A 24,235-nucleotide genomic window follows, 5' to 3' on the forward strand; every position below is an offset into this window, starting at 1 on the left:
TCCTAATCTTTATGAGATTGCCGTTATGTCTCAAGACGACGATTTTGATCTGTTTCAACAGATGATGGGCGACGTGAAGCCAATCAGCCACGATACCGCTGAACATAAAAAAGTGCACCAAGTCACCGATGCTCACCTTGCAAAGCGTGAAGCTGCAATTTGGTTGACAGAAGACGACCCCGAATACCTGTCTATCGATCATGCTGAAATGCTCAAACCCGATGACTTCATCGAGTTCAAGCGTGATGGTGTACAAGATGGTGTGTACCGCAAACTACGCCTTGGTAAGTACCCAATTCAAGCTCGCCTTGATCTGCACCGTAAGACATTAAAAGAAGCACGCGATGAAGTTGTAAAATTCCTCAAGCAATGCATTGAAATGGATATTCGCACCGTAACAATAGTACATGGCCGCGGTGAGCGCTCTAATCCACCAGCATTAATGAAAAGCTTTGTAAGTAGTTGGTTGCAACAGATACGAGAAGTACAATGTGTGCATACTGCACAAAAGTTTCATGGTGGTAGTGGGGCCGTTTACGTGCTTTTAAGAAAAAGTGCTGAGAAGAAGATGGAAACCCGAGAGCGCCATCAAAAACGGTTAGGTTAACAAGATGCTCAATGCTAGAATGCCCGACCTTATTCTGCTTGACCTGCATAACAGAGCAAGCAACTTCAATTAACCGCCGTTGTGAAACGTTAGGAGTACAACATGTCCCAAGACAACGCAAAACGCTTAAATAAATACATCAGTGAAACCGGGTTCTGCTCACGTCGCGAAGCGGACCGTTTGATCGAGCAAGGCCGAGTGACTATTAATGGTCAGCAACCTGAAATGGGAACAAAAGTTCTGCCAGGTGATGATGTTTGTGTCGATGGCAAACCAGTGGCGACAAAAGAGAAGCCTATTTACATTGCATTGAACAAACCAACGGGCATAACTTGTACCACTGAGCGTGATATTCCCGGAAACATCGTGGACTTTATCGGCCACAAAAAACGCATTTTCCCTATTGGTCGCTTAGATAAACCATCAGACGGTTTGATTTTTCTGACCAACGATGGCGATATCGTCAATAAAATCCTTCGCGCAGGGAATAACCACGAAAAAGAATATGTGGTTCGTGTCGATAAACCGATTACTGGCGAATTCCTCAAGCAGATGTCCAGTGGCGTTAATATTCTTGATACCATCACTTTGCCATGTAAGGTCACAAAAGAGACAAAATTCTCTTTCCGTATTGTCTTAACGCAAGGATTGAACCGTCAGATTCGCCGAATGTGTGAAGCACTGGGTTATGAAGTATTCAAGCTACGCCGCGTGCGCATCATGAATATCTCAATTGATGGCATTCCAAATGGTAAATGGCGTTACCTAACCGATGACGAAGTCTCTGAGATACTTGCAATGTGCGAGGGTTCGGTCGGTACAGAAGAAGCCTCAAAAAATGACGCTAAAGGTCGTCACATACGCAAAGCAACAGATGCAAAGCTGTTTGATAGCCGTGAAGAAAACCAAAGCTCTACAGCACGTCGTAACCAAAAAACACGTACATTCCGTGGCAACAATGCTGATGAGTTCCGTCACGCACCTAGCTCGAAAAAAGGCCAGCAGCGTCGTCAGCATGATAATGAAAATGGACGCCCAGCAAGAGAGCATTACAAAGCGAAACCTCAAGGCGAACATCGCAAAGCGAAAGACGATCACGGCAAACCACACACACCGAGTAAGCCTAAGCAGCATTACATGAACCCAAATTCCACTAAGCCAAGTAAGCCTACAAAACGCTCAGGCGGAACATTGAGTTTGAAAAAATAACTCAGATACTCAAAAATCAACAAGGACGCTAAATCGCGTCCTTTTTCTTTATCTTGCCGTCAATTACAAACACAAAGGGGCAAATTGACCTCGAGTTAAAAGCAACAAATCTTTAGGCGCTAATTCAATTTCTAACCCGCGTTTACCCGCACTCACACAAATCGTATCTTGCTCTATTGCGCTTTCATGTAAAAATGTTGGCAGGGCTTTCTTTTGTCCCAATGGACTGATCCCACCAACCACATATCCTGTGGTCTTTTGCGCGATTTCCGGATCGGCCATATCAGCCTTTTTGCCCTTCGCCGCTTTCGCTGCCAATTTTAGGTTTAGCTTTTGATCAACCGGGATAATCGCAACCGCAAGGTTCTTTGGCTCACCGTTCAAACAGAACAATAAGGTTTTAAAAACTTTCTTCGGATCTTGTCCCAATACCTCTGCCGCTTCTAATCCATAGCTGTCTGCTCTTGGATCGTGCTCATATTGGTGAATGGTGTGTGACACTTTTTTCTTTTTCGCAAGATTAATGGCCGGAGTCATCAAGATTCTCCTCATAAAACAAAAAACGCTGCTCCTCGTTGGAAACAGCGCTTTAAGTTAATGGGATCAACAAGTTTGAGTCAATCGCTTTTTACATCAACTCTCTCGATTACTTATATACCATCTCACCGGACGGTGCGTATTTGTTCACGTCAATTGGGCTGTGTGACTCTAAGTACTCTTTCAATACCTCTGCATCGGTAAAGCCCGTGTTTACGTAACCTGGATGAGTATTAATTTTCGGATAACCATCACCGCCAGAAGCGTTATAACTTGGTACCGTAAAACGGTACTCACCATCGAGACGAAGTGGCTTACCACCGATCAATACGTTCGATACTTTGCCGTTCTCTACTGTCATTGAAATACCCGCAAACTGAACATACGCGCCAGAGTCAGCCGGTTTCGTTGCGACAACATTCAGATAATCACGCACTTCTTTACCCGTCATGTCGACATAAGAAACCATATTGCCAAATGGTTGAACCGTCAGCACGTCTTTGTAAGTGATATCCCCCGCTTCAATCGAATCACGGACACCGCCTGAGTTCATCACGGCAAAGTCTGCTTTAGCGCGCTCCATATGAGCTGTTGCAATCAAACGACCAAGATTGGTTTGTTGGAAACGAACGACATTGCGGTCACCTTCCAGCTTGCCGTTAGATTCGGCAATTTTTACGTTTAGTTGGCCTTGACCTTTTTCTTGGTAAGGACGAAGAAAATCCAGCATTGCTGAATCTTGTACGATCTCACCTTGAACCAACACGCGTTGAGATTCGCCGTTCACTTTGATTTTCTTCTTCAAGTTCACGGGAATCAGGTCGTAGCTCACCATCGACAACTCGCCGTTACGGAATTCGTAATCCGCACGGCCAACATACTTGCCCCACTCGTACGCTTGCACAATGTAAGTGCCATTTTGCTCGTCCGGCTTACACTCGTCGCCTGGTTGGAAATTCTTCTTGATGACGTTTGGCCCCTCCATGCATACAGGCTCTTGTGAGTGACCACCCACAATCATGTCCAAATCGCCTTCATTCAGGTAACGCGCCAATGCAACATCACCTGGCGCGTTCACACCACGGTTGCCATTTTCGTAGTGACCCATGTGTGTCACTGCAAAGATAAGATCTGGCTTTTCAGTTTTCTTCAGTTCAACAATCAGCTTTTTCGCTTCTTCTTTAGGATCACGGAAATCAACCTCGCCGATGTACTCAGGGTTACCCAGTTTTGCCGTGTCTTCTGTCGTAAGGCCAATCACCGCAATCTTGATGCCTTGCTTGTTGAACATGGCATAAGGTTGGAACAATCGCTCGCCAGTTTCTTTGTCGTAAATGTTGGCAGACAGCATTGGGAAGTTTGCCCACTCTTGCTGTTTGAACAGTACTTCCAGTGGGTTATCGAATTCGTGGTTACCAAGCGCCATCGCATCGTAGCCAATTTTGCTCATACCTTTAAAGTCTGGTTCTGCATCTTGCAAGTCAGATTCTGGAACGCCTGTGTTTATGTCGCCGCCTGATAATAGAAGTACGCTGCCGCCTTCGGCTTGAATCTCTGCTCGCAGTTCATCAATCAGCGTCTTACGTGCCGCCATGCCGTACTCACCGTACTTGTTTTGCCAAAAACGGCCATGGTGGTCATTAGTGTGCAGTACGGTCAGTTTGTAAGTTGTGTCTTCATTCCATTCATGTGCGGGTTGTGTGGCACATCCTGCAAGGCTCGCTAAGATAGCGGCACTTAAAGCGGTTTTTACAATCAGGCGTTGCTTCATTGTTTTACCTTTTTATTGTCTGGGGTTTACTGCGTTACGTAGTCAACTAACGAACAGAGCTCTGTTTTATCCGTTACAATACAAAAATGTCAGCACACAGGCTGACCATTTCAATCAAACATTCACAACAATCGATTATTTGATATCGATGTCTGCAAAGCTCTTGATGAGATCGTCTAGCGATTTCATTTGCGCCAGGAACGGTTCTAGTTTGTCTAGAGGCAGTGCTGATGGACCATCACAACGCGCTTGATCTGGGTTCGGGTGCGCTTCAATAAATAGACCTGCAATACCAGTTGCTAGACCTGCTTTCGCAAGTTCAACTGTTTGCTCACGACGACCGCCAGATGCAGCGCCCGATGGGTCACGCATTTGTAGTGAGTGCGTTACGTCAAAGATGATTGGGCTGCCTTTCGATGCGTTTTTCATCACACCAAAACCAAGCATATCAACCACTAGGTTGTCGTAGCCGTGACAAGAACCGCGCTCACAAAGAATGATGTTTTCATTTCCACACTCTGCGAACTTCTCAACAATGTTACCCACTTGACCAGGGCTCATAAATTGAGGTTTCTTCACGTTGATCACTGCGCCTGTTTTCGCCATTGCTTCAACAAGGTCAGTTTGGCGAGCAAGGAATGCTGGAAGCTGGATTACGTCAACCACATCAGCGACTGGTTGAGCTTGTGCTTCAGTATGAACGTCTGTGATGATCTTCACACCGAACGTGTCTTTCAACTCTTGGAAGATTTTCATACCTTCTTCTAGGCCAGGACCACGGTATGAATGAACAGAACTGCGGTTAGCTTTATCAAACGACGCTTTAAATACGTATGGGATACCTAGCTTATCTGTCACTTTCACGTAGTGTTCACAGATCTGCATAGCAAGATCGCGTGATTCAAGCACGTTCATACCTGCAAATAGGGTAAACGGCTTATCGTTAGCAACTTGAATGTCACCAATATTAACGATTTTCTGTTCCATTTTGATTCTCTTTGTTCTGTCCTCGACACGCTGATTATTTAGCACATCGATAAAATTAGTGAAGTGTGACTGCCTTTTCGCTCATCACATTAACTTGTGATTTTAGTAGCTCTGAAGACGGATCATCTGGGCATTGGTCAATAAAGTACTGAAAATCAGAAACCGCAATTTGGTGGCACTCGAGTTGCTGAAAAATAAAGCCACGGTCTCGAATTTCGTACGGGTCATCAGGTACAAACGTCAATGCCAAATTCGTACAGCGCAGAGCCAGCGTATATCGCTCTTCTCTGAGTAAAGCACTTTTAATCAACGCCAACCAGCGACCAATAACCGTCGGGTTATCCGCTTCTTCAAAGTGCTCCGGTTTTAAAATTGCAAGAGGTCCCTCTTGACCAATCAACCAAGCTTGAAGAATTCGTTCTCCGACATACTCACCGTTAAACGGGTTAATATAGTCCGGAGATTTGTGCATCCAATCAACTTTCAATAAGAACTGGGTAGGAAAAGTCACCCCCTTTACTGGAAAGCCCAAGCGATTACCCAAGTATAGTAAGATAGCCCCTAAACTAACCGGAATGCCTTTTTTACGCTCCAGCACTTTATCAATAAAGCTATTATCAGAGATGAAGTATTCCTGTTCATCCCCTTTAAAGCCCCACTCATAGAAGAACAGGCGTAAGAATGAATCAAAACGTTGTTCTTCATCACTTTCATGAACGAGGATAGCTTCTGCTTCTTGGTAAAGGCGTTCCAATTCTAGTTTCGCCCAGTGCACATTGGTATCTGGGTTAATGGAACGGTTTAGCTCCAGCGCTCCCTCGACCAACGCCATGTTGTCAAAATCTTCGTCAAAAAACTCAAGCATGAAGATTACCCAAATAAGTTTGGATTTTTAGATACTGCAATATTAGCAGCCATCACTAGCCAACCTAGCGCACCGAAAAAGGCAAAAATTCTTAATAATTTGTTTTTAGCCATCTTAAGTGCAAAGAACCCAAGAGCAATGTACGCAAGCACACACGTGATTTTATTGGTTAGCCAAGGCGCGGCATCCGTAAACGGAATAAACCCTGTCACCATGATCAAGCCAATACCAGACAGCAATAATGCCGTATCCACGATGTGTGGAAAAACTTTCAGGAAGCGATTATTGCGTTTTGGAGAGTCCATCATCAACAACGCGAATCGGATCGATAGCAACGTCGCACTCAATGCGATCGTGACTAGGTGAATGTGTTTTAGAGCTACGTACATTTCATTTCTCTTTTATAAGTGACTGCTGACTTGCTCGTTATGATTTTGGCTGATAGCAACCAAGTGTCACTCGATCATTGTCGCCATAGTCTTTTTCTGTCACGACTTGGTCAAAGCCGAAATCAACCATAATCTCACGAACGGCTTCACCTTGATCATAACCATGTTCAAAGGCGAGCCACCCACCCTCTTCCAAATATTGACGAGCAAGATCAGAGATATGACGAATATCCGCTAAGCCATTTTCATCCGCAACTAATGCCGATTTTGGCTCAAAACGAACATCACCTTGAGACAAATGCGGATCTTGTTCATCGATGTACGGTGGGTTGGAGACAATTAAAGCAAACTTTGTTCCAGAGGCAATAGGTTCAAACCAACTACCTTGAGCAAACGTCACATTTTTAATATTCAGTTGCGCTGCATTTAACTGGGCAAGCTCTTTCGCTTCTTGCTTTAGGTCTACCCCCATAACTTGACGATCCGGTAACTCTGAAGCTAACGCTAAAGCAATCGCCCCTGTACCCGTGCCTAGATCTAAGATAGGCCCAGATTGTTGGTACGTTTTGTCCAGTGCCAGCTCAACTAAACGTTCGGTATCTGGCCTTGGGATTAACGTCGATGGTGACACTTTTAACGGGAGAGACCAGAATTCACGCTCGCCGATGATGTAAGCCACTGGCTCACCAGCAATGCGTCTTTCTAACAGAGCTTCAAATTGAGCTTGTTGCTCTGATTCCAATAATTTTTCTGGCCAAGTCATGAGATACGATCGTGGCTTAGCCAGAACATGACAAAGAAGTACAGCAGCATCAAGAGAAGGCGACTCTTTGCCGCCTTCTGTCAACGTTGCCGTCGCACTTTTCAGTGCTTGCTCAATAGATTGAACTGGGCTCATCGATTAACCGTGCTCTGCTAGCGCCGCTAACTGATCTGCTTGGTGCTCTTGAATCACAGGTTCAATCAAGCTAGCAAGATCCCCTTCCATCACTTCATTCAAACGATATACCGTTAAGTTGATGCGGTGATCAGAGACTCGACCTTGTGGGTAGTTGTATGTACGGATACGGTCACTGCGGTCACCAGAACCAAGTAGATTACGTCGAGTATCCGATACTTCAGCTGCGCGACGAGCCTCTTCAGCCTGTACGATACGAGCGGCGAGCACCTGCATCGCTTTCGCTTTGTTTTTATGCTGTGAACGTTCGTCTTGACACTCTACAACGGTGCCCGTTGGTAAGTGGGTAATACGGATTGCAGAATCTGTGGTGTTAACGTGCTGACCACCCGCGCCTGAAGCACGGAACGTATCTATTTTCAGATCAGCCGCTTTAATTTCTGGCAATTCAGCTTCTGGAATTTCAGCCATCACTGCAACGGTACAAGCAGAGGTATGCACACGGCCTTGAGATTCCGTTTCAGGTACACGTTGTACACGATGACCGCCCGACTCAAACTTCAGCACGCCGTATGCGCCGTCACCACTCACTTTCGCGATCATCTCTTTGTAGCCGCCTTGCTCAGACTCGTTGCAGCTCATTACTTCAACGCGCCAGCCTTTTTTCTCCGCAAATTTGGAGTACATACGGAATAGGTTGCCTGCAAAAATACCCGCTTCATCGCCACCCGCACCAGCGCGAATTTCTAAGAAACAGTTGCGATCATCGTTTGGATCTTTAGGAAGAAGTAGAATTTGCAATTCATCGGTCAAGCGTTCAATCGCCGCTTTCGCGTCTTTGATCTCTTCTTGCGCCATTTCACGCATTTCTTCGTCGTCTTCTTTTGCCATCTCTTCAGCGGCTAGAAGGTCATCTTGAGCTTGTTGGTAAGCTTGGAAGCATTTGGTGACTTCCTCAAGTTGAGAGTACTCTTTTGACAGAGCTCGGAATTTGTTCTGATCACCAATTACATCAGGATCACCAAGAAGGTGTTGAACTTCTTCGTAGCGTTCTACTAGCGATTCTAGCTTAGTTAGAATAGAGGCTTTCATAGTGTCGTTTTCTTAATAAAAAGCGTGAGTTATAGATCATCTAAGCCAAGAGTTTGGCGGATAACCGTTAATTTTGCTGGCTCACCCTGCTCTGCCGCACTTTGTAATGCGCGAGTTGGGGCATGAATCAGTTTATTTGTGAGTTTATTGCTAAGTTCGCGCAGCACTTTTTCTGGATCGGTGCCGATTGCTAATGATTGCAAACTCTTACTTAGCAATTCTTCTCTAATTTCGTTGGCTGACTTGCGATAGTCTCGAATACTATCGACCGCTTGCAGTGAACGCACCCAAGTCATAAATGCGGCACTTTCTTCACTTACGATCGCTTCAGCTTGAATCGCTTCAACTTTACGCTGTTCGATATTGCTATCAATGATTGATTGCAAATCATCCACCGAATATAAGTAAGCATCGCTCAATTCGCCAACTTGTGCCTCTACATCTCGTGGCACGGCGATATCCACTAACAAGATTGGCTGATGACGACGCTTTTTCAAGGCCGTTTCAACCATTCCCTTGCCAATAATAGGCAATGGGCTCGCTGTAGAGCTGATAACAATGTCTGCTCTTGGTAAATGGTCTGGAATTTCAGTCAAACTAATGACTTCAGCGCCAAACTGTTCTGCCAAACCTAACGCGCGTTCTCTGGTTCGGTTTGCGACGATCATTTTGGTACAGCCGTTCGACGCTAAATGTTTCGCCACCAACTCGATGGTTTCGCCCGCGCCAACGAGCAAAACGGTTGAATCAGCCAAAGACTCAAAAATGTGCTTAGCCAAAGTACAGGCTGCATAAGCGACAGAGACCGCATTACCGCCAATATCCGTTTCGGTTCGAACACGTTTGGCGACTGAGAATGTTTTTTGGAACAACTTATCGATCGATGCATCCACCGCTTGGTGGTTACGTGCATCTGAAAACGCCTGTTTTACCTGGCCCAAAATCTGAGGTTCACCCAGTACCAGCGAATCAAGGCCGCAAGAAACACGCATCAAGTGCTTAATCGCCGCTTGCTCTTCATGGACATAAAGGCTCGGCATCAAGTCCTCTTGATTAACTTGATGAAACTGGACAAGCCAGTCGATAAGCTTAGTTCGCGCTCCTTGCTTAACGTCGCAGTACACTTCGGTACGGTTACAGGTTGAAACAATCACACTGCCGTTTACGGCTTCGTGGTCTCTGAGTTGCTCAAGTGCTGGTCCCAATTTATCGGGTCCGAACGCCACTTTCTCTCGCAAGTCAACAGACGCTGTATTGTGATTGATTCCAATAGCAAGCAAGGACATCTAACGTGGTATCTCTGAGATCGGTTATAAAATAGGTTCAGAATTTTACTGTAAGCACGCATTTATTGAAAGGGTAACCCGGATTTGTTTTCCTTCGCTCCGCTTTTCAATGCTATAGTTGTGAGCGATTACCGATGAAACTGACTAATAAGCCATCAAACATGACCTTACGCTCCTTTCTCATCATGCTCTTGTCGAGCATCGTACTCGCGGGCTGTAGTTCCGTTCCTGAAAGTGTCACCAGTGTAGAGTGGCAAGCACACGAACAACGCCTGGAAGCCATCAATCACTTTCAAGCTACCGGCAAACTGGGCTACATTGGGCCAGACCAAAGACAAAGTTTAAACTTTTTTTGGCAGCATTCTTCTACGTTAAGTCAATTACGCTTAACCACCCTACTTGGCCAAACGGCATTAAAACTCACGATTACCCCGCAAGGTGCAACCGTTGAAACTTATGACGACCAAGTGCTCACGGCCCGTGACGCAAACCAACTGATTTATCGTTTAACAGGATTAATGATTCCTGTCGATCATATGCCGAATTGGTTACTCGGCTTGCCAACAGACGCAGACTCGTTCCAATTGTCTTCAACCAACACTCTACAAGCGCTAGATAAACAAATTGGTTTGAATGATTGGAACATCAATTACCAACGTTATGCTGATGTCGAATGGCATCAACAAACACTTCCCCTGCCAAATAGGCTAAAACTGACCACCTCAGACGTAAAAATTAATCTAGTGATCACAAAATGGAACATCACCCAATGATCGATCTTTCAACCCGCTGGCCATCACCGGCGAAATTGAATCTCTTTCTTTATATCAATGGCCGCACTGAAAACGGCTACCACGAATTACAAACTCTATTCCAATTCCTCGATCACGGCGATGAACTGACAATACAAGCTAACGACTCTGGGGAGATCACCATTTCCCCTGCGATCGAGGGTGTTCCTCTGCAAGACAACTTAATTTGGAAAGCTGCCACCGCATTGCAACACTACGCACACTGTTCATACGGAGCCCATATTGATCTGCATAAAATATTGCCGATGGGGGGTGGGATTGGCGGAGGATCCTCGAATGCCGCTACGGCTTTAGTTGCCCTCAATTATTTATGGCAACTGAACCTTAGCGATGATGAACTTGCAGAGATTGGTTTGGCATTAGGCGCAGACGTCCCCGTGTTTGTACGAGGTTTTTCTGCTTTCGCGGAGGGCGTTGGAGAGAAACTCTCACCGGCGGAACCCAAAGAAAAATGGTATTTAGTCGTGCGACCTAACGTTTCCATTGCAACTGCCGACATATTTCGTCACCCAGACTTGATTAGAAACACACCAAAACGTGATTTAAAGACGCTTTTGAACGCTCCAAGCGTAAACGATTGCGAAAAAATTGTACGAATGCTCTACCCAGAGGTTGATAAGCAACTTTCATGGCTGCTACAATACGCGCCGTCAAGATTGACGGGGACCGGGTCTTGCGTTTTTGCAGAATTTTCGAGCAAATCCGAAGCAGAAACCATCCTTGCACAACTCTCTGATAATGTCTCGGCATTCGTCGCCCAAGGGCGCAATGTTTCGCCACTAAAAGAGACTTTGGCTGAATACCAATCAGCCCAAAACCGACCTAATTAAAACTGGACGCAAACCTGAGGTTTCCACCGTGCCTGATATGAAGCTATTTGCTGGTAACGCAACACCTGAACTAGCCCAACGTATTGCTGATCGTCTTTACATTTCTCTTGGTGATGCATCTGTTTCTCGCTTTTCTGATGGCGAAGTAGCAGTTCAAATCAATGAAAATGTTCGTGGTAGCGATGTTTTCATCATTCAATCCACTTGTGCACCGACTAACGACAACCTAATGGAACTGGTTGTTATGATTGATGCAATGCGCCGTGCTTCAGCAGGCCGTATCACTGCAGTAATTCCTTACTTCGGTTACGCTCGCCAAGATCGTCGTGTACGTTCTGCTCGTGTGCCAATCACTGCAAAAGTTGTTGCTGATTTCCTATCTAACGTTGGTGTTGACCGCGTTCTAACTATCGACCTACACGCAGAGCAAATCCAAGGCTTCTTCGATGTACCTGTTGATAACATCTTCGGTACGCCAGTACTTCTAGAAGATATGCAATCTCGTGGTCTAGAAAACCCTGTTGTGGTTTCTCCTGACCTAGGTGGCGTTGTCCGTGCTCGTGCAACAGCAAAAGCACTAGGCGACATCGACATTGCTATCGTTGATAAGCGCCGTCCACGCGCAAACGTGTCAGAAGTAATGAACCTAATAGGTGACGTTGAAGGTCGTGACTGTGTGATCGTTGATGACATGATCGATACAGGTGGCACTCTATGTAAAGCAGCTGAAGCACTAAAAGAGCGCGGTGCTAAGCGTGTATTCGCTTACGCAACTCACGCTGTATTCTCTGGTAACGCTGCGGACAACATCAAGAACTCTGTTCTTGACCAAGTTATCGTAACGGACTCTATCTCTCTATCTAAAGAGATGGCTGCAACAGGCAAAGTGACAACACTAAGCCTATCTCGCATGCTAGCTGAAGCGATTCGTCGTATCAGCAACGAAGAGTCAATCTCTGCAATGTTCAACTAATTCGAACGTTTCAGATGACCTGATTTAAAAAACACCCCTCTTTGGGGTGTTTTTTATTTCTATGTATACCTAAGTCACTTCTAGAGATAGGTTAACCTCCCCCTAGAGATGACTTTGGTATATTTACAAACATAAAATCACTTGGTCGCACCCTGCGACTTTTCTGTGCTATCATACTGCGCTTTTTTGAGATTCCAGAGAGATCCTAACCTTGACTCAACAAATTAAACTTCTCGTCGGTCTTGCTAACCCAGGGCCTGAATACGCCAAAACTCGCCATAATGCGGGCGCATGGGTGGTAGAAGAATTAGCACGCGTCCACAATGTTACCCTGAAGAACGAACCAAAATTCTTTGGCCTAACTGGGCGCATTATGGTCAATGGCGAGGATCTCCGTTTGCTGATCCCTACGACTTTTATGAACCTTTCGGGCAAAGCGATCGCTGCATTAGCGAAGTTTTATCAAATTAACCCAGAAGAGATCATGGTCGCGCATGACGAGCTAGACTTACCACCAGGTGTGGCTAAGTTTAAGAAAGGCGGCGGTCACGGGGGCCACAATGGTCTGCGTGATACGATTAGTAAATTGGGCAATAACAAAGATTTTTATCGTCTTCGTATCGGCATTGGCCATCCGGGACACAAAGATAAAGTGGCAGGTTTTGTACTAGGCAAAGCTCCAGCAAAAGAGCAAGAGCTACTAGATGCCGCAGCTGATGAATCAGTGCGCTGTCTGGATATCCTAATTAAGGATGGCCTATCTAAAGCACAAAATCGCCTACACACGTTCAAAGCTGAATAAGGTTACTATCATGGGTTTTAAATGTGGCATCGTTGGTCTACCTAACGTTGGTAAATCAACTCTGTTTAACGCACTAACTAAAGCGGGCATTGAAGCAGCAAACTTCCCGTTCTGTACCATCGAACCAAACACAGGCGTGGTACCTGTGCCAGATCTACGTCTAGATGCACTGTCGAAGATCGTTAACCCACAAAGAGTACTACCTACCACAATGGAATTCGTTGACATTGCTGGTCTAGTAGCTGGTGCATCTCGTGGTGAAGGTCTAGGTAACAAATTCCTAGCTAACATCCGTGAAACTGATGCGATCGGTCACGTTGTACGCTGTTTTGAAAACGACAACATTGTTCACGTTGCAGGTAAAGTATCTCCAATCGAAGATATTGAAGTTATCAACCTAGAACTAGCAATGGCTGACCTTGATTCTTGTGAACGCGCAATTCAGCGTAACGCAAAGAAAGCAAAAGGCGGCGACAAAGACGCAAAATTTGAGCTAGCAACACTAGAAAAACTACTGCCTGTATTAACAGAAGGTGGTATGGCACGTACTGTTGAGCTATCAAAAGAAGAACTAGCAGCTGTTGGCTACCTAAACTTCCTGACACTTAAGCCTACCATGTACATCGCTAACGTGAACGAAGATGGCTTTGAAAACAATCCATACCTTGACGCTGTTCGAGAGTTCGCAGAAAAAGAAAACAACGTTGTTGTTCCTGTTTGTGCTGCAATTGAGTCAGAAATGGCTGAACTTGAAGACGACGAGCGTGAAGAGTTCCTAGCCGATCTAGGCATTGAAGAGCCAGGTCTGAACCGCGTTATCCGTGCAGGTTATGAACTACTATGCCTACACACTTACTTTACAGCTGGTGTTAAAGAAGTTCGCGCTTGGACGATTCCTGTAGGTGCAACAGCACCAAAAGCAGCAGGTAAGATCCATACTGACTTCGAAAAAGGCTTTATCCGTGCAGAAGTTGTTGGTTACGACGATTTCATCCAATACAACGGTGAAAGTGGTGCGAAAGACGCAGGTAAATGGCGTCTAGAAGGTAAAGAATACATCGTTAAAGATGGCGATGTTGTTCACTTCCGCTTCAACGTATAATTAAGTGGATATAATTCAACCGCTTTATTAATCCAAAAAGTCAGCCTCAGTGCTGGCTTTTTTATTGTCTCATGAAATGACGATATATTAAGTCTCCGGCTACAAGCCATTTTATTTCCAGTTTTAGATCATAAACGCGCCTCTTTGTTTAAAAAGGAAGCGAACGATGAATTTTAAGAGATTTATTAAAAAAAACTGTTGACGGTTCTCACTCAAATTCGCATAATGCGCGCCGTTCCCGACGACAAGGCAACAAGGCGACGAGAACGAAAAACATGGTTATGGCTACGTAGCTCAGCTGGTTAGAGCACATCACTCATAATGATGGGGTCACAGGTTCGAATCCCGTCGTAGCCACCATTCCTAAAGATTCTTTTTATAAGAATGGTTAGGAATAGATGCGGTCGTGGCGGAATTGGTAGACGCACCAGATTTAGGTTCTGGCGCCGCAAGGTGTGAGAGTTCAAGTCTCTCCGACCGCACCATGTTTTAAGTAGTAGCAATACTACTATCTGCAGGTCTATCGCCAAGCGGTAAGGCAGCGGCTTTTGATGCCGCCATTCCCTGGTTCGAATCCAGGTAGACCTGCCACTATTTCAAAGTGAGATTCCTTAAATAAAGGGTTGTCACTTAGAGCGCGAAGGTTTATATTGTCTCGCTCAAAAAGATGGCTACGTAGCTCAGCTGGTTAGAGCACATCACTCATAATGATGGGGTCACAGGTTCGAATCCCGTCGTAGCCACCATTCTTTTTATAAGAATACAAAATCATTAGTTTTTACCAATTAACTAATGATTATAAAATTCAAGATGCGGTCGTGGCGGAATTGGTAGACGCACCAGATTTAGGTTCTGGCGCCGTAAGGTGTGAGAGTTCAAGTCTCTCCGACCGCACCATCTTGAAACAATTTAAATAAATATATGCGGTCGTGGCGGAATTGGTAGACGCACCAGATTTAGGTTCTGGCGCCGCAAGGTGTGAGAGTTCAAGTCTCTCCGACCGCACCATATATTTATTGCCTGCAGGTCTATCGCCAAGCGGTAAGGCAGCGGCTTTTGATGCCGCCATTCCCTGGTTCGAATCCAGGTAGACCTGCCACTATTTTGATTATTGAGTCTACTCAGTAATTATGCGGTCGTGGCGGAATTGGTAGACGCACCAGATTTAGGTTCTGGCGCCGCAAGGTGTGAGAGTTCAAGTCTCTCCGACCGCACCATTATTAAAGTCTCTTTTATTAGAGCGCTGTAGGTCTATCAAGCCAAGCGGTAAGGCAGCGGCTTTTGATGCCGCCATTCCCTGGTTCGAATCCAGGTAGACCTGCCATTATTCTCCTTGAAAAAGGACGTTGTTGAGGTTTTACCAATTCTCTCAACAATAAACATTAAGATGCGGTCGTGGCGGAATTGGTAGACGCACCAGATTTAGGTTCTGGCGCCGCAAGGTGTGAGAGTTCAAGTCTCTCCGACCGCACCATCTTAATGAACAGTACAAAATTTGGCTACGTAGCTCAGCTGGTTAGAGCACATCACTCATAATGATGGGGTCACAGGTTCGAATCCCGTCGTAGCCACCATTTACAACAATATTTAGATCTCACCAATTGATCTAAACATTGAAAGAAAAGTCGCGGTCGTGGCGGAATTGGTAGACGCACCAGATTTAGGTTCTGGCGCCGCAAGGTGTGAGAGTTCAAGTCTCTCCGACCGCACCATACTTTTCTGAAATTGATATGTCTTTTGACTATCGCCTGTAGGTCTATCGCCAAGCGGTAAGGCAGCGGCTTTTGATGCCGCCATTCCCTGGTTCGAATCCAGGTAGACCTGCCACTATTTTGATTATTGAGTCTACTCAGTAATTATGCGGTCGTGGCGGAATTGGTAGACGCACCAGATTTAGGTTCTGGCGCCGCAAGGTGTGAGAGTTCAAGTCTCTCCGACCGCACCATTATTAAAGTCTCTTTTATTAGAGCGCTGTAGGTCTATCGCCAAGCGGTAAGGCAGCGGCTTTTGATGCCGCCATTCCCTGGTTCGAATCCAGGTAGACCTGCCATTATTCTCCTTGAAAAAGGACGTTGTTGAGGTTTTACCAATTCTCTCAACAATAAACATTAAGATGCGGTCGTGGCGGAATTGGTAGACGCACCAGATTTAGGTTCTGGCGCTGCAAGGTGTGAGAGTTCAAGTCTCTCCGACCGCACCATCTTAATGAACAGGACAAAATTTGGCTACGTAGCTCAGCTGGTTAGAGCACATCACTCATAATGATGGGGTCACAGGTTCGAATCCCGTCGTAGCCACCATTTATTTGAAGAAATAGTTTATACTATTAACTATTGATTCCGTAAATTCAAAGCGCGGTCGTGGCGGAATTGGTAGACGCACCAGATTTAGGTTCTGGCGCCGTAAGGTGTGAGAGTTCAAGTCTCTCCGACCGCACCATTACTTTCCTTAATTGGAGAGCACTTAGTTGAAAGACTAAGACCTGTAGGGCTATCGCCAAGCGGTAAGGCAGCGGCTTTTGATGCCGCCATTCCCTGGTTCGAATCCAGGTAGCCCTGCCATTACAAAACGTTGTTAAGGTTATACCAATTGCCTTAGTAACTAAAAAACACGATGCGGTCGTGGCGGAATTGGTAGACGCACCAGATTTAGGTTCTGGCGCCGCAAGGTGTGAGAGTTCAAGTCTCTCCGACCGCACCATGATTAAGAAACCCAGCATTAATTTGCTGGGTTTTTTCTTTTTTCCGATTCTGGACTCGGTAGATCTCTGATTTATCGAATTAAAAAAGCGAGCTCATGGCTCGCTTTTTTTCTATCTGTTACTTTTATCTATCTGGCGCTTACATACCCAACGCGTACTTCAATACCTGTGCTTTGATCGGCCCAGAGTTTTCAGCCAGCTTTAGGGCTGCATTACGAACAAACTTCAATGGCCCGAGATCGTTGCTAAAGCCTTTGTAAAAAACGTCCATACCCGTTTGCATTAATAAGTTATCTGGACGGCGAGCACGTTCATACTGGGCTAACAACACATCGTTGAGTTGCTCTTGCTGATCCGTAACCGCAAGCAATACATCAACATCTTTAAAGCCAAGGTTGACGCCCTGCCCGGCTAGTGGATTAATCGTATGAGCAGAATCACCTACAAGTACGCAATTCTTACTTGAATAGCTTTGAGCATGACGACGAGTCAGTGGGAATGAGCCAAACTGTAAAACCTCGACATCACCAAGTTCTGATGGGAAATGACGGAGGAGCTCTTCTCTAAGTTGAGGTTTCGTCATTGAACACAATTGCCTAATACGCTTTGGAGAGTCATACCAAACAAGCGACCCCTGCCCCGCTTCTTTTCCATCGACATGCAGAGAGCACAAAGGCAAGAAAGAACGAGGGCCAGAAGGGGTAAATTGTTGCCAAGTGATGTCTTGTTGTGGGGATTCAGTTTTCACATTGATCAACATACAGTGCTGACGGTAATCCCATGCTGTTACACCAATACCTGCCAATTGACGAACTTTCGAGTTCGCACCATCGGCACCGATCACCCAATGCGCTTCGAACTGCTGACCGCCTTCTAACGTCACGAGGTTTACGTCATTAAATTCAATACCTTGCAATCTTTCTGGACACATTACCGTTAAGTTATCGTATTGTGCGAACGCTTGCCAAAGACCGAGTTGGATTAAGCGATTTTCAACAATGTAACCCAACTGTTCTAATGAAAGCTCATCAGAATGAAAACGCGTACGACACTCTGGATGTTCCCATGTTTCTAAACGACGATAAGGACATACGCGCATGCTTTCTATCGCAGACCATACGCCCAATGAATCAAGTAGCTTCACAGATTGATGAGAGATCGCCGACACTCGAATATCTAACGGTTGGGAAACATTAAATGCTTGTGGCGCCATGCTTTCCACCACCACAACGCTTCTGCCTTGCTTGGCAAATCCAAGGGCAACGGCTGCCCCTACCATACCGCCACCGATTACGGCGATGTCATACTTGTTCATTTTCTTGCTCTTCATCGTATTGATTAACTGGCGTTTTTTAATTGTACGTTCCAGTGCAGTTTTTACAAAATTCTTTATCCCTGCGTGAACTGAATTGCCCAGCTTACAAAGAATCAGTTAGTTAGCCGCATTCAATGTAAAACTCACCCGTATATCTATGCTAATTCACCCAAAAACCCTGCTTTGTATAAGGCAAAAGCCTAGATTTCATCAGGGCTTGCAGAGAATTTGTTAGATCACTAGTCAGGTGCTTTTTAAAGCAGTACAATACGCCGCTTACCGCCGAGATGGCGGCTATTATTTGAGCAAAAGCTCTCCGATTTAAGTACAACTGAACGAGCGAAAGTGAGATGAGTAAGAAACTGCTAATTAAAACCTGGGGCTGCCAGATGAACGAATACGATTCATCAAAAATGGCCGACCTGCTTAATGCTGCAAACGGCTATGAGCTGACTGAAGAGCCAGAGGAAGCAGACGTACTTCTACTCAACACCTGTTCGATCCGTGAAAAGGCGCAAGAGAAAGTTTTCCACCAGCTAGGCCGCTGGAAAACACTTAAAGATAAAAAACCTGGCGTTGTTATCGGTGTAGGTGGTTGTGTAGCAACTCAAGAGGGTGACCATATCCGTGAACGTGCACCATACGTTGATGTGATCTTTGGCCCACAAACGCTTCACCGTCTACCTGAGATGATCAAACAATCTCTGTCGGATGAAGCCCCTGTTATGGATATTTCATTCCCTGAGATCGAAAAGTTCGATAGCCTACCAGAGCCTCGTGCTGAAGGTGCAACTGCATTCGTATCTATCATGGAAGGCTGTTCTAAATACTGCACTTACTGTGTAGTACCATACACTCGTGGTGAAGAAGTTAGCCGCCCAATGGATGACGTTCTTTACGAAATCGCGCAGCTTGCAGAGCAAGGCGTTCGTGAAGTAAACCTACTAGGCCAAAACGTAAACGCCTACCGTGGCCCAATGCACGACGGTGAAATTTGTTCATTTGCAGAACTGCTTCGTCTGGTTGCGTCTATCGATGGTATTGACCGTATTCGCTTCACAACAAGCCACCCACTTGAGTTTACAGATGATATCATCGCAGTATACGAAGACACGCCAGAGCTAGTAAGCTTCCTGCACCTTCCTGTACAAAGTGGTAGTGATCGCGTTCTTACCATGATGAAACGCCCTCACACTGCGATTGAGTACAAGTCAATCATCCGTAAACTACGTAAAGCTCGTCCTGATATTCAAATCAGTTCTGACTTTATCGTTGGTTTCCCTGGTGAGACAGACAAAGATTTCCAAGACACAATGAAGCTAATCAAAGATGTAGACTTTGACATGAGCTTTAGCTTTATTTTCTCTCCTCGTCCAGGTACACCAGCGGCAGATTACCCTTGTGACCTTGCTGAAGAAGTGAAAAAAGAGCGTTTATACGAACTGCAACAAACCATCAATACACAAGCAATGCGCTACTCTCGCCTAATGCTAGGTACTGAGCAACGCGTTTTGGTTGAAGGTCCTTCTAAGAAGAATCTAATGGAGCTTCGTGCTCGTACAGAAAACAACCGTGTAGTAAACTTTGAAGGTAACGCAGACCTAATTGGTCAGTTCGTTGACGTGAAAATTACCGATGTATTTGCTAACTCACTACGTGGTGAGCTCGTACGTACAGAAAAAGACATGGACCTTCGTAGTGTGATTTCACCAATGCAAATGATGGCGAAAACACGTCGCGAAGATGAGCTAGGTGTAGCGACTTTTACGCCATAAGCTCGTAATATACCAATATGATTGATGGTATTGGTATCAAAGCCATTGAGAGCCTGGTCGTTATCAGGCTCTCGTAAAATGGCAAAAAATGAGAGGCAACATTGAGCAATAAAATCGTAACTCTAGAAATTAACCTAGAACCTTCTGATAACCGCCGTTTAGCAAGTCTGTGCGGTCCATTCGACGACAATATCAAGCAATTAGAACGTCGTTTAGGCGTCGAAATTAACCATCGTAGCGACCTTTTCACTATCGTCGGTAAACCTCATACCGCCACCGCAGCATTAGATATCCTTAAAAGCCTTTACGTAGACACTGCCCCTGTTCGCGGTAACACTCCTGACATTGAACCAGAGCAAATCCATCTGGCAATCAAAGAGTCTGGCGTTCTTGAACAAAATACCGAATCAAATATCGAGCACGGTAAAGAAGTCTTCGTCAAAACCAAAAAAGGCGTGATCAAGCCACGAACTCCAAACCAGGCTCAATACCTGGTCAATATGGTGACGCACGACATCACTTTTGGTATTGGTCCCGCCGGTACTGGTAAAACTTACCTCGCGGTTGCGGCAGCAGTCGACGCACTAGAGCGCCAAGAGATCCGTCGAATTCTATTAACTCGTCCAGCAGTTGAAGCTGGTGAGAAATTGGGTTTCCTACCTGGTGATTTGAGCCAGAAGGTCGATCCATTCCTGCGCCCTCTCTACGACGCCCTATTTGAAATGCTGGGCTTTGAGCGCGTAGAAAAACTGATTGAACGTAACGTCATTGAGGTAGCCCCTCTTGCTTACATGCGCGGTCGCACATTGAACGATGCATTCATCATTCTTGATGAGAGCCAAAACACGACCGTTGAGCAGATGAAGATGTTCCTGACACGTATCGGCTTCAACTCTCGTGCCGTTATCACAGGTGACGTGACGCAGATTGACTTACCTCGAGGCGCAAAATCAGGTCTTCGTCACGCGATTGAAGTACTAAGCGAAGTCGATGACATCAGCTTTAACTTCTTCCTCGCCGACGATGTGGTTCGCCACCCAGTCGTTGCCCGTATCGTTAACGCGTACGAGAAATGGGAAGCACAAGACCAGAAAGAACGTAAAGAGTTCGAAAAACGCCGTCGTGAAGAACGTGATGCACAACTGCTCGAAGCCGCTAAAGCAGAACTGAGCGCTCAAATAACGGCAACTAAGGAATAACCATGGCAGTTGAACTTGATCTGCAACTGGCAGTCGAAAATGAAGAGGGGTTACCTTCTGAGCAAGACTTCCAATTGTGGCTAGATAAAACCATTCCACTTTTTCAACCACAAGCAGAATTAACGATCCGAATTGTTGATGAAAAAGAAAGTCACGAGCTAAACTACGAATATCGTGGTAAAGATAAACCAACCAATGTGCTTTCATTCCCATTCGAAGTGCCACCAGGTATGGAAATGGACTTATTAGGCGATTTAATCATCTGCCGCCAAGTTGTTGAAAAAGAGGCAGTTGAGCAAAATAAGCCTCTACTAGCACATTGGGCTCATATGGTTGTACACGGCAGCCTGCATCTGCTAGGTTATGACCATATCGAGGATGACGAAGCTGAAGAGATGGAGTCCCTCGAAACAGAAATCATGCAAGGTATGGGATACGAAGATCCATACATTGCTGAAAAAGAGTAACTTTACGTTGCTCTGCTGTGAAAGATGCTCACCCAGGTGAAAACCTCGTGTTCATCTTTCTATGTGAGCTATCACACTTTTGGTAGCGTTACTTAATTGAGAAACAATGAACGAAGATAATTCTCCCTCTTCTAAAGAAGGTAAGAAAGAAAAGGCAGAAGGTCCGAGTAGAAAGTCCTTCTTTGAACGTCTAGGTCAACTATTTCAAGGCGAACCTAAAGATCGCCAAGAGCTTGTGGATGTTATCCGTGACTCAGAAATCAATGACCTAATTGACCATGACACCCGCGACATGCTTGAGGGTGTGATGGAAATCTCCGAAATGCGTGTGCGTGACATTATGATCCCGCGTTCGCAAATGGTTACGGTTGAGCGCACAGACGATCTTGATACTTTGATTGCTCTGATTACGGATGCTCAGCACTCTCGCTACCCAGTTATTAGCGAAGATAAAGACCATGTGGAGGGCATTCTATTAGCGAAGGACTTACTCAAATACTTGGGCTCAGGCAGTAACCCATTTGATATCGAAGAAGTAATTCGACCTGCAGTTGTCGTACCGGAAAGTAAACGTGTCGACCGCCTGCTCAAAGAATTCCGTGAAGAACGCTATCACATGGCGATTGTTGTCGACGAATTCGGAGGCGTATCTGGTCTTGTCACCATTGAAGATATCCTTGAAGAAATCGTTGGGGATATTGAAGATGAATTCGATGACGAAGAAGAATCCGATATTCGCAAGCTAAGCAAACATACGTTTGCTGTCCGAGCTCTGACAACCATTGAAGAGTTTAATGAGACATTTGGTACCGACTTCAGTGATGAAGAAGTGGATACCGTAGGCGGCATGGTTATGACGGCCTTTGGCCACTTACCAACTCGTGGCGAATTGGTTGAAATTGAAGGTTACAACTTCAAAGTCACCGCAGCCGATAACCGTCGTGTCATTCAACTTCAAGTGACGATTCCAGACGAAGAAACTCTGGTTGAAGCCACTCAAGAGTAACGCGATACCCTTTCGGGAATATCAGAAAAAACAATAATGATGAATGTACTCTTTCATCGCCTCAAGCGGCCCTTAGTGGCCGCTTTTGTTGGCGCTTTAACTACCCTAGCTTTTGCTCCATATCAATTGTGGCCTATTGCCATATTGAGCCCAGCCATCCTTCTTATCCTTCTTGCAAACCAATCGCCTAAGCGTGCGTTATGGATTGGTTACGCTTGGGGCCTTGGCCAATTCTCAACAGGTGTAAGTTGGGTTTACGTCAGCATAGCCGGCTTTGGCGGAATGCCGCTGATCGCCAACCTATTCCTCATGGGCCTACTTATCGCTTACCTATCGGTATACACCGGTTTGTTTGCTTGGCTCAGCAACAAATTCTTCCCTGAATTTACCCTAAGTAAAGCGTTACTTGCCGTACCTGCATTGTGGCTAGTGACAGACTGGCTACGTGGTTGGGTAATGACTGGCTTTCCTTGGTTATGGCTTGGTTACAGTCAAATTGACGCGCCATTTGCCAGTTTCGCGCCTATTGGTGGGGTTGAGCTATTAACCCTGTTCATCATGATCAGTGCTGGTGCATTGGCTTACGCGTGGATTCACAAGCAGTGGTTAATGATCATCATCCCTGCCGTGTTATTAAGTACTGGTTTTGGTATTCGCCAATACGATTGGGTTACCCCTCGCACAGAAGACATCACCAAAGTTGCGCTGATCCAAGGTAATGTGGACCAGAATTTAAAATGGCTACCGAGCCAACGTTGGCCAACCATCATGAAATATGCGGATCTCACGCGTGAAAACTGGGATGCCGACATCATCGTCTGGCCAGAGGCTGCTATTCCTGCATTTGAAATCGAAGTGCCATCTTTCTTAAGAAATATTGATGCTGCCGCTAAGATGAATAACAGCGCGATCATCACTGGTATCGTCAATCAAGGCAAAGACGGCCAGTTCTATAACAGCATTCTGTCGCTAGGTGTCACGCCATATGGTGACTACAGCTTTGATATGAGCCAGCGCTACCACAAGCATCACTTACTGCCATTTGGTGAGTTTGTCCCATTTGAAGCAATTTTACGACCATTGGCTCCGTTCTTTAATTTGCCTATGTCATCATTCAGTCGTGGCGATTTCATTCAGCCAAATATTGTTGCGAATGGTAAGCACATGGACCCGGCGCTATGCTATGAGATAATCTTTAGCGATCAGGTACGTCAAAACGTCACTGCAGACACTGACTTTATTCTTACCTTATCTAACGATGCATGGTTTGGTCATTCTATTGGTCCACTTCAGCATATGGAAATCGCACGTATGCGTGCACTTGAGTTGGGTAAGCCGTTGATCCGTTCAACTAACAATGGACTTACGGCAGTCACCGATCATAAAGGTAAAATCATTGAGCAAATCCCTCAATTTGAAACCGCCGTACTGCGTGCAGAGTTAACACCAACAGATGGGCAAACCCCTTACCGTATCGTTGGTACTTGGCCACTGTATGCTTGGACAGCCCTGAGTTTATTGCTGGCTTGGTGGTTACCTAGAAAAAAAGATCATAAATAAAATGAAAAAAGAGGCGACAAACGCCTCTTTTTTTATGTGCATTTTTTGTTCA

The 24,235-nt window shown here is 45.5% G+C and carries 21 protein-coding genes and 20 tRNA genes; 32 read left to right on the plus strand and 9 right to left on the minus strand.

Features of this window, described 5'->3' with window-relative positions; translation table 11 throughout:
* Positions 1 to 25 precede the first annotated feature (25 nt).
* On the plus strand, positions 26 to 607 hold the full coding sequence (gene smrA / locus KHN78_RS03615; protein WP_128811418.1) for a DNA endonuclease SmrA: 582 nt from the start codon (positions 26 to 28) through the stop codon (positions 605 to 607).
* Between the two features lie 102 nt (positions 608 to 709).
* Positions 710 to 1,816 carry a 23S rRNA pseudouridine(2604) synthase RluF gene (gene rluF / locus KHN78_RS03620; protein ID WP_211919844.1) on the plus strand — a complete coding sequence of 369 codons (1,107 nt, stop codon included), beginning with the start codon at positions 710 to 712 and terminating at the stop codon, positions 1,814 to 1,816.
* 63 nt (positions 1,817 to 1,879) lie between these two features.
* On the opposite strand, the gene ybaK is transcribed toward rluF, so the two are convergent.
* From ybaK to hemA, 8 genes are all read right to left on the minus strand, one after another.
* Complete coding sequence (ybaK, locus tag KHN78_RS03625) at positions 1,880 to 2,353, minus strand: Cys-tRNA(Pro) deacylase (RefSeq protein WP_211919845.1); 474 nt, start codon at positions 2,351 to 2,353, stop codon at positions 1,880 to 1,882.
* A gap of 109 nt (positions 2,354 to 2,462) precedes the next feature.
* Positions 2,463 to 4,124, minus strand: a complete 1,662-nt coding sequence (ushA, locus tag KHN78_RS03630; protein ID WP_211919846.1) for a bifunctional UDP-sugar hydrolase/5'-nucleotidase UshA — start codon at positions 4,122 to 4,124, stop codon at positions 2,463 to 2,465.
* Between the two features lie 135 nt (positions 4,125 to 4,259).
* On the minus strand, positions 4,260 to 5,111 hold the full coding sequence (kdsA, locus tag KHN78_RS03635) for a 3-deoxy-8-phosphooctulonate synthase (RefSeq protein WP_005438608.1): 852 nt from the start codon (positions 5,109 to 5,111) through the stop codon (positions 4,260 to 4,262).
* A 55-nt stretch (positions 5,112 to 5,166) separates the two neighbouring features.
* Positions 5,167 to 5,976: a SirB1 family protein gene (locus tag KHN78_RS03640; RefSeq protein ID WP_128811422.1), complete on the minus strand. Its 810-nt coding sequence runs from the start codon at positions 5,974 to 5,976 to the stop codon at positions 5,167 to 5,169.
* A gap of 5 nt (positions 5,977 to 5,981) precedes the next feature.
* Complete coding sequence (locus tag KHN78_RS03645) at positions 5,982 to 6,365, minus strand: SirB2 family protein (RefSeq protein ID WP_010650919.1); 384 nt, start codon at positions 6,363 to 6,365, stop codon at positions 5,982 to 5,984.
* Between the two features lie 37 nt (positions 6,366 to 6,402).
* Complete coding sequence (prmC, locus tag KHN78_RS03650) at positions 6,403 to 7,263, minus strand: peptide chain release factor N(5)-glutamine methyltransferase (protein WP_211919847.1); 861 nt, start codon at positions 7,261 to 7,263, stop codon at positions 6,403 to 6,405.
* A 3-nt stretch (positions 7,264 to 7,266) separates the two neighbouring features.
* Entirely contained in the window at positions 7,267 to 8,355 is a 1,089-nt protein-coding gene (gene prfA, locus KHN78_RS03655; RefSeq protein ID WP_211919848.1) for a peptide chain release factor 1, read from the minus strand.
* A 29-nt stretch (positions 8,356 to 8,384) separates the two neighbouring features.
* Positions 8,385 to 9,641: a glutamyl-tRNA reductase gene (hemA, locus tag KHN78_RS03660; RefSeq protein WP_211919849.1), complete on the minus strand. Its 1,257-nt coding sequence runs from the start codon at positions 9,639 to 9,641 to the stop codon at positions 8,385 to 8,387.
* Between the two features lie 134 nt (positions 9,642 to 9,775).
* Between hemA and lolB the strand changes: the two genes are divergently transcribed.
* From lolB to KHN78_RS03785, 25 genes are all read left to right on the plus strand, one after another.
* Positions 9,776 to 10,414 carry a lipoprotein insertase outer membrane protein LolB gene (lolB, locus tag KHN78_RS03665; RefSeq protein ID WP_211919850.1) on the plus strand — a complete coding sequence of 213 codons (639 nt, stop codon included), beginning with the start codon at positions 9,776 to 9,778 and terminating at the stop codon, positions 10,412 to 10,414.
* Positions 10,411 to 11,283 (plus strand): 4-(cytidine 5'-diphospho)-2-C-methyl-D-erythritol kinase, encoded by an 873-nt coding sequence (ispE, locus tag KHN78_RS03670; RefSeq protein WP_411912342.1) that lies wholly within the window; start codon positions 10,411 to 10,413, stop codon positions 11,281 to 11,283. Before lolB ends, ispE begins: the two co-directional genes overlap by 4 nt.
* Positions 11,284 to 11,311: 28 nt before the next feature.
* Positions 11,312 to 12,256, plus strand: coding sequence for a ribose-phosphate pyrophosphokinase (locus tag KHN78_RS03675; protein ID WP_005449254.1), 945 nt, complete (start codon positions 11,312 to 11,314; stop codon positions 12,254 to 12,256).
* Positions 12,257 to 12,467: 211 nt separating this feature from the next.
* Positions 12,468 to 13,058 (plus strand): aminoacyl-tRNA hydrolase, encoded by a 591-nt coding sequence (gene pth / locus KHN78_RS03680; protein WP_128811428.1) that lies wholly within the window; start codon positions 12,468 to 12,470, stop codon positions 13,056 to 13,058.
* A 10-nt stretch (positions 13,059 to 13,068) separates the two neighbouring features.
* Entirely contained in the window at positions 13,069 to 14,160 is a 1,092-nt protein-coding gene (ychF, locus tag KHN78_RS03685) for a redox-regulated ATPase YchF (protein WP_128811429.1), read from the plus strand.
* Positions 14,161 to 14,443: 283 nt separating this feature from the next.
* Positions 14,444 to 14,520: transfer RNA gene (locus KHN78_RS03690), tRNA-Met, on the plus strand.
* Between the two features lie 40 nt (positions 14,521 to 14,560).
* Positions 14,561 to 14,645, plus strand: a tRNA-Leu gene (locus KHN78_RS03695).
* Between the two features lie 31 nt (positions 14,646 to 14,676).
* A tRNA-Gln gene (locus tag KHN78_RS03700) sits at positions 14,677 to 14,751 on the plus strand.
* A 78-nt stretch (positions 14,752 to 14,829) separates the two neighbouring features.
* Positions 14,830 to 14,906: transfer RNA gene (locus KHN78_RS03705), tRNA-Met, on the plus strand.
* A 66-nt stretch (positions 14,907 to 14,972) separates the two neighbouring features.
* Positions 14,973 to 15,057, plus strand: a tRNA-Leu gene (locus tag KHN78_RS03710).
* A gap of 26 nt (positions 15,058 to 15,083) precedes the next feature.
* Positions 15,084 to 15,168, plus strand: a tRNA-Leu gene (locus KHN78_RS03715).
* A gap of 16 nt (positions 15,169 to 15,184) precedes the next feature.
* Positions 15,185 to 15,259: transfer RNA gene (locus tag KHN78_RS03720), tRNA-Gln, on the plus strand.
* Between the two features lie 33 nt (positions 15,260 to 15,292).
* A tRNA-Leu gene (locus KHN78_RS03725) sits at positions 15,293 to 15,377 on the plus strand.
* A 30-nt stretch (positions 15,378 to 15,407) separates the two neighbouring features.
* Positions 15,408 to 15,484: transfer RNA gene (locus KHN78_RS03730), tRNA-Gln, on the plus strand.
* A 65-nt stretch (positions 15,485 to 15,549) separates the two neighbouring features.
* A tRNA-Leu gene (locus KHN78_RS03735) sits at positions 15,550 to 15,634 on the plus strand.
* A 23-nt stretch (positions 15,635 to 15,657) separates the two neighbouring features.
* Positions 15,658 to 15,734: transfer RNA gene (locus KHN78_RS03740), tRNA-Met, on the plus strand.
* A gap of 53 nt (positions 15,735 to 15,787) precedes the next feature.
* Positions 15,788 to 15,872, plus strand: a tRNA-Leu gene (locus KHN78_RS03745).
* A gap of 40 nt (positions 15,873 to 15,912) precedes the next feature.
* A tRNA-Gln gene (locus tag KHN78_RS03750) sits at positions 15,913 to 15,987 on the plus strand.
* A 33-nt stretch (positions 15,988 to 16,020) separates the two neighbouring features.
* A tRNA-Leu gene (locus KHN78_RS03755) sits at positions 16,021 to 16,105 on the plus strand.
* 30 nt (positions 16,106 to 16,135) lie between these two features.
* A tRNA-Gln gene (locus KHN78_RS03760) sits at positions 16,136 to 16,210 on the plus strand.
* Between the two features lie 65 nt (positions 16,211 to 16,275).
* Positions 16,276 to 16,360: transfer RNA gene (locus KHN78_RS03765), tRNA-Leu, on the plus strand.
* A gap of 23 nt (positions 16,361 to 16,383) precedes the next feature.
* Positions 16,384 to 16,460: transfer RNA gene (locus KHN78_RS03770), tRNA-Met, on the plus strand.
* 54 nt (positions 16,461 to 16,514) lie between these two features.
* Positions 16,515 to 16,599: transfer RNA gene (locus KHN78_RS03775), tRNA-Leu, on the plus strand.
* 47 nt (positions 16,600 to 16,646) lie between these two features.
* Positions 16,647 to 16,721, plus strand: a tRNA-Gln gene (locus KHN78_RS03780).
* A gap of 54 nt (positions 16,722 to 16,775) precedes the next feature.
* Positions 16,776 to 16,860 (plus strand) — tRNA-Leu (locus tag KHN78_RS03785).
* Between the two features lie 140 nt (positions 16,861 to 17,000).
* Here KHN78_RS03785 and KHN78_RS03790 read toward each other — a convergent pair.
* Complete coding sequence (locus KHN78_RS03790; protein ID WP_211919852.1) at positions 17,001 to 18,176, minus strand: 2-octaprenyl-3-methyl-6-methoxy-1,4-benzoquinol hydroxylase; 1,176 nt, start codon at positions 18,174 to 18,176, stop codon at positions 17,001 to 17,003.
* 350 nt (positions 18,177 to 18,526) lie between these two features.
* Between KHN78_RS03790 and miaB the strand changes: the two genes are divergently transcribed.
* The 5 genes from miaB to lnt all read left to right on the plus strand — a co-directional run bounded on the left by miaB (position 18,527) and on the right by lnt (position 24,183).
* A complete protein-coding gene (miaB, locus tag KHN78_RS03795; RefSeq protein ID WP_128811431.1) occupies positions 18,527 to 19,951 on the plus strand; it encodes a tRNA (N6-isopentenyl adenosine(37)-C2)-methylthiotransferase MiaB in 1,425 nt (474 codons plus the stop codon).
* A 101-nt stretch (positions 19,952 to 20,052) separates the two neighbouring features.
* Entirely contained in the window at positions 20,053 to 21,150 is a 1,098-nt protein-coding gene (locus KHN78_RS03800) for a PhoH family protein (RefSeq protein WP_211919853.1), read from the plus strand.
* Positions 21,151 to 21,152: 2 nt separating this feature from the next.
* Positions 21,153 to 21,617 carry an rRNA maturation RNase YbeY gene (gene ybeY / locus KHN78_RS03805; RefSeq protein ID WP_211919854.1) on the plus strand — a complete coding sequence of 155 codons (465 nt, stop codon included), beginning with the start codon at positions 21,153 to 21,155 and terminating at the stop codon, positions 21,615 to 21,617.
* A 106-nt stretch (positions 21,618 to 21,723) separates the two neighbouring features.
* Positions 21,724 to 22,623, plus strand: a complete 900-nt coding sequence (corC, locus tag KHN78_RS03810; RefSeq protein WP_128811433.1) for a CNNM family magnesium/cobalt transport protein CorC — start codon at positions 21,724 to 21,726, stop codon at positions 22,621 to 22,623.
* 36 nt (positions 22,624 to 22,659) lie between these two features.
* Positions 22,660 to 24,183 carry an apolipoprotein N-acyltransferase gene (lnt, locus tag KHN78_RS03815; protein WP_211919855.1) on the plus strand — a complete coding sequence of 508 codons (1,524 nt, stop codon included), beginning with the start codon at positions 22,660 to 22,662 and terminating at the stop codon, positions 24,181 to 24,183.
* Positions 24,184 to 24,235 lie beyond the last annotated feature (52 nt).

Origin of the sequence: Vibrio sp. B1REV9 (assembly GCF_905175395.2) — a bacterium.
Classification (GTDB): Bacteria; Pseudomonadota; Gammaproteobacteria; order Enterobacterales; family Vibrionaceae; genus Vibrio; species Vibrio alfacsensis.

Excerpts from the sequence above, each read along its gene's own strand:
- smrA (WP_128811418.1), top strand. The coding sequence starts at position 26 with ATGTCTCAAGACGACGATTTTGATCTGTTTCAACAGATGATGGGCGAC.
- rluF (WP_211919844.1), top strand. The coding sequence starts at position 710 with ATGTCCCAAGACAACGCAAAACGCTTAAATAAATACATCAGTGAAACC.
- ybaK (WP_211919845.1), bottom strand. The coding sequence starts at position 2,353 with ATGACTCCGGCCATTAATCTTGCGAAAAAGAAAAAAGTGTCACACACC.
- ushA (WP_211919846.1), bottom strand. The coding sequence starts at position 4,124 with ATGAAGCAACGCCTGATTGTAAAAACCGCTTTAAGTGCCGCTATCTTA.
- kdsA (WP_005438608.1), bottom strand. The coding sequence starts at position 5,111 with ATGGAACAGAAAATCGTTAATATTGGTGACATTCAAGTTGCTAACGAT.
- KHN78_RS03640 (WP_128811422.1), bottom strand. The coding sequence starts at position 5,976 with ATGCTTGAGTTTTTTGACGAAGATTTTGACAACATGGCGTTGGTCGAG.
- KHN78_RS03645 (WP_010650919.1), bottom strand. The coding sequence starts at position 6,365 with ATGTACGTAGCTCTAAAACACATTCACCTAGTCACGATCGCATTGAGT.
- prmC (WP_211919847.1), bottom strand. The coding sequence starts at position 7,263 with ATGAGCCCAGTTCAATCTATTGAGCAAGCACTGAAAAGTGCGACGGCA.
- prfA (WP_211919848.1), bottom strand. The coding sequence starts at position 8,355 with ATGAAAGCCTCTATTCTAACTAAGCTAGAATCGCTAGTAGAACGCTAC.
- hemA (WP_211919849.1), bottom strand. The coding sequence starts at position 9,641 with ATGTCCTTGCTTGCTATTGGAATCAATCACAATACAGCGTCTGTTGAC.
- lolB (WP_211919850.1), top strand. The coding sequence starts at position 9,776 with ATGAAACTGACTAATAAGCCATCAAACATGACCTTACGCTCCTTTCTC.
- ispE (WP_411912342.1), top strand. The coding sequence starts at position 10,411 with ATGATCGATCTTTCAACCCGCTGGCCATCACCGGCGAAATTGAATCTC.
- ychF (WP_128811429.1), top strand. The coding sequence starts at position 13,069 with ATGGGTTTTAAATGTGGCATCGTTGGTCTACCTAACGTTGGTAAATCA.
- KHN78_RS03790 (WP_211919852.1), bottom strand. The coding sequence starts at position 18,176 with ATGAACAAGTATGACATCGCCGTAATCGGTGGCGGTATGGTAGGGGCA.
- miaB (WP_128811431.1), top strand. The coding sequence starts at position 18,527 with ATGAGTAAGAAACTGCTAATTAAAACCTGGGGCTGCCAGATGAACGAA.
- ybeY (WP_211919854.1), top strand. The coding sequence starts at position 21,153 with ATGGCAGTTGAACTTGATCTGCAACTGGCAGTCGAAAATGAAGAGGGG.
- corC (WP_128811433.1), top strand. The coding sequence starts at position 21,724 with ATGAACGAAGATAATTCTCCCTCTTCTAAAGAAGGTAAGAAAGAAAAG.
- lnt (WP_211919855.1), top strand. The coding sequence starts at position 22,660 with ATGATGAATGTACTCTTTCATCGCCTCAAGCGGCCCTTAGTGGCCGCT.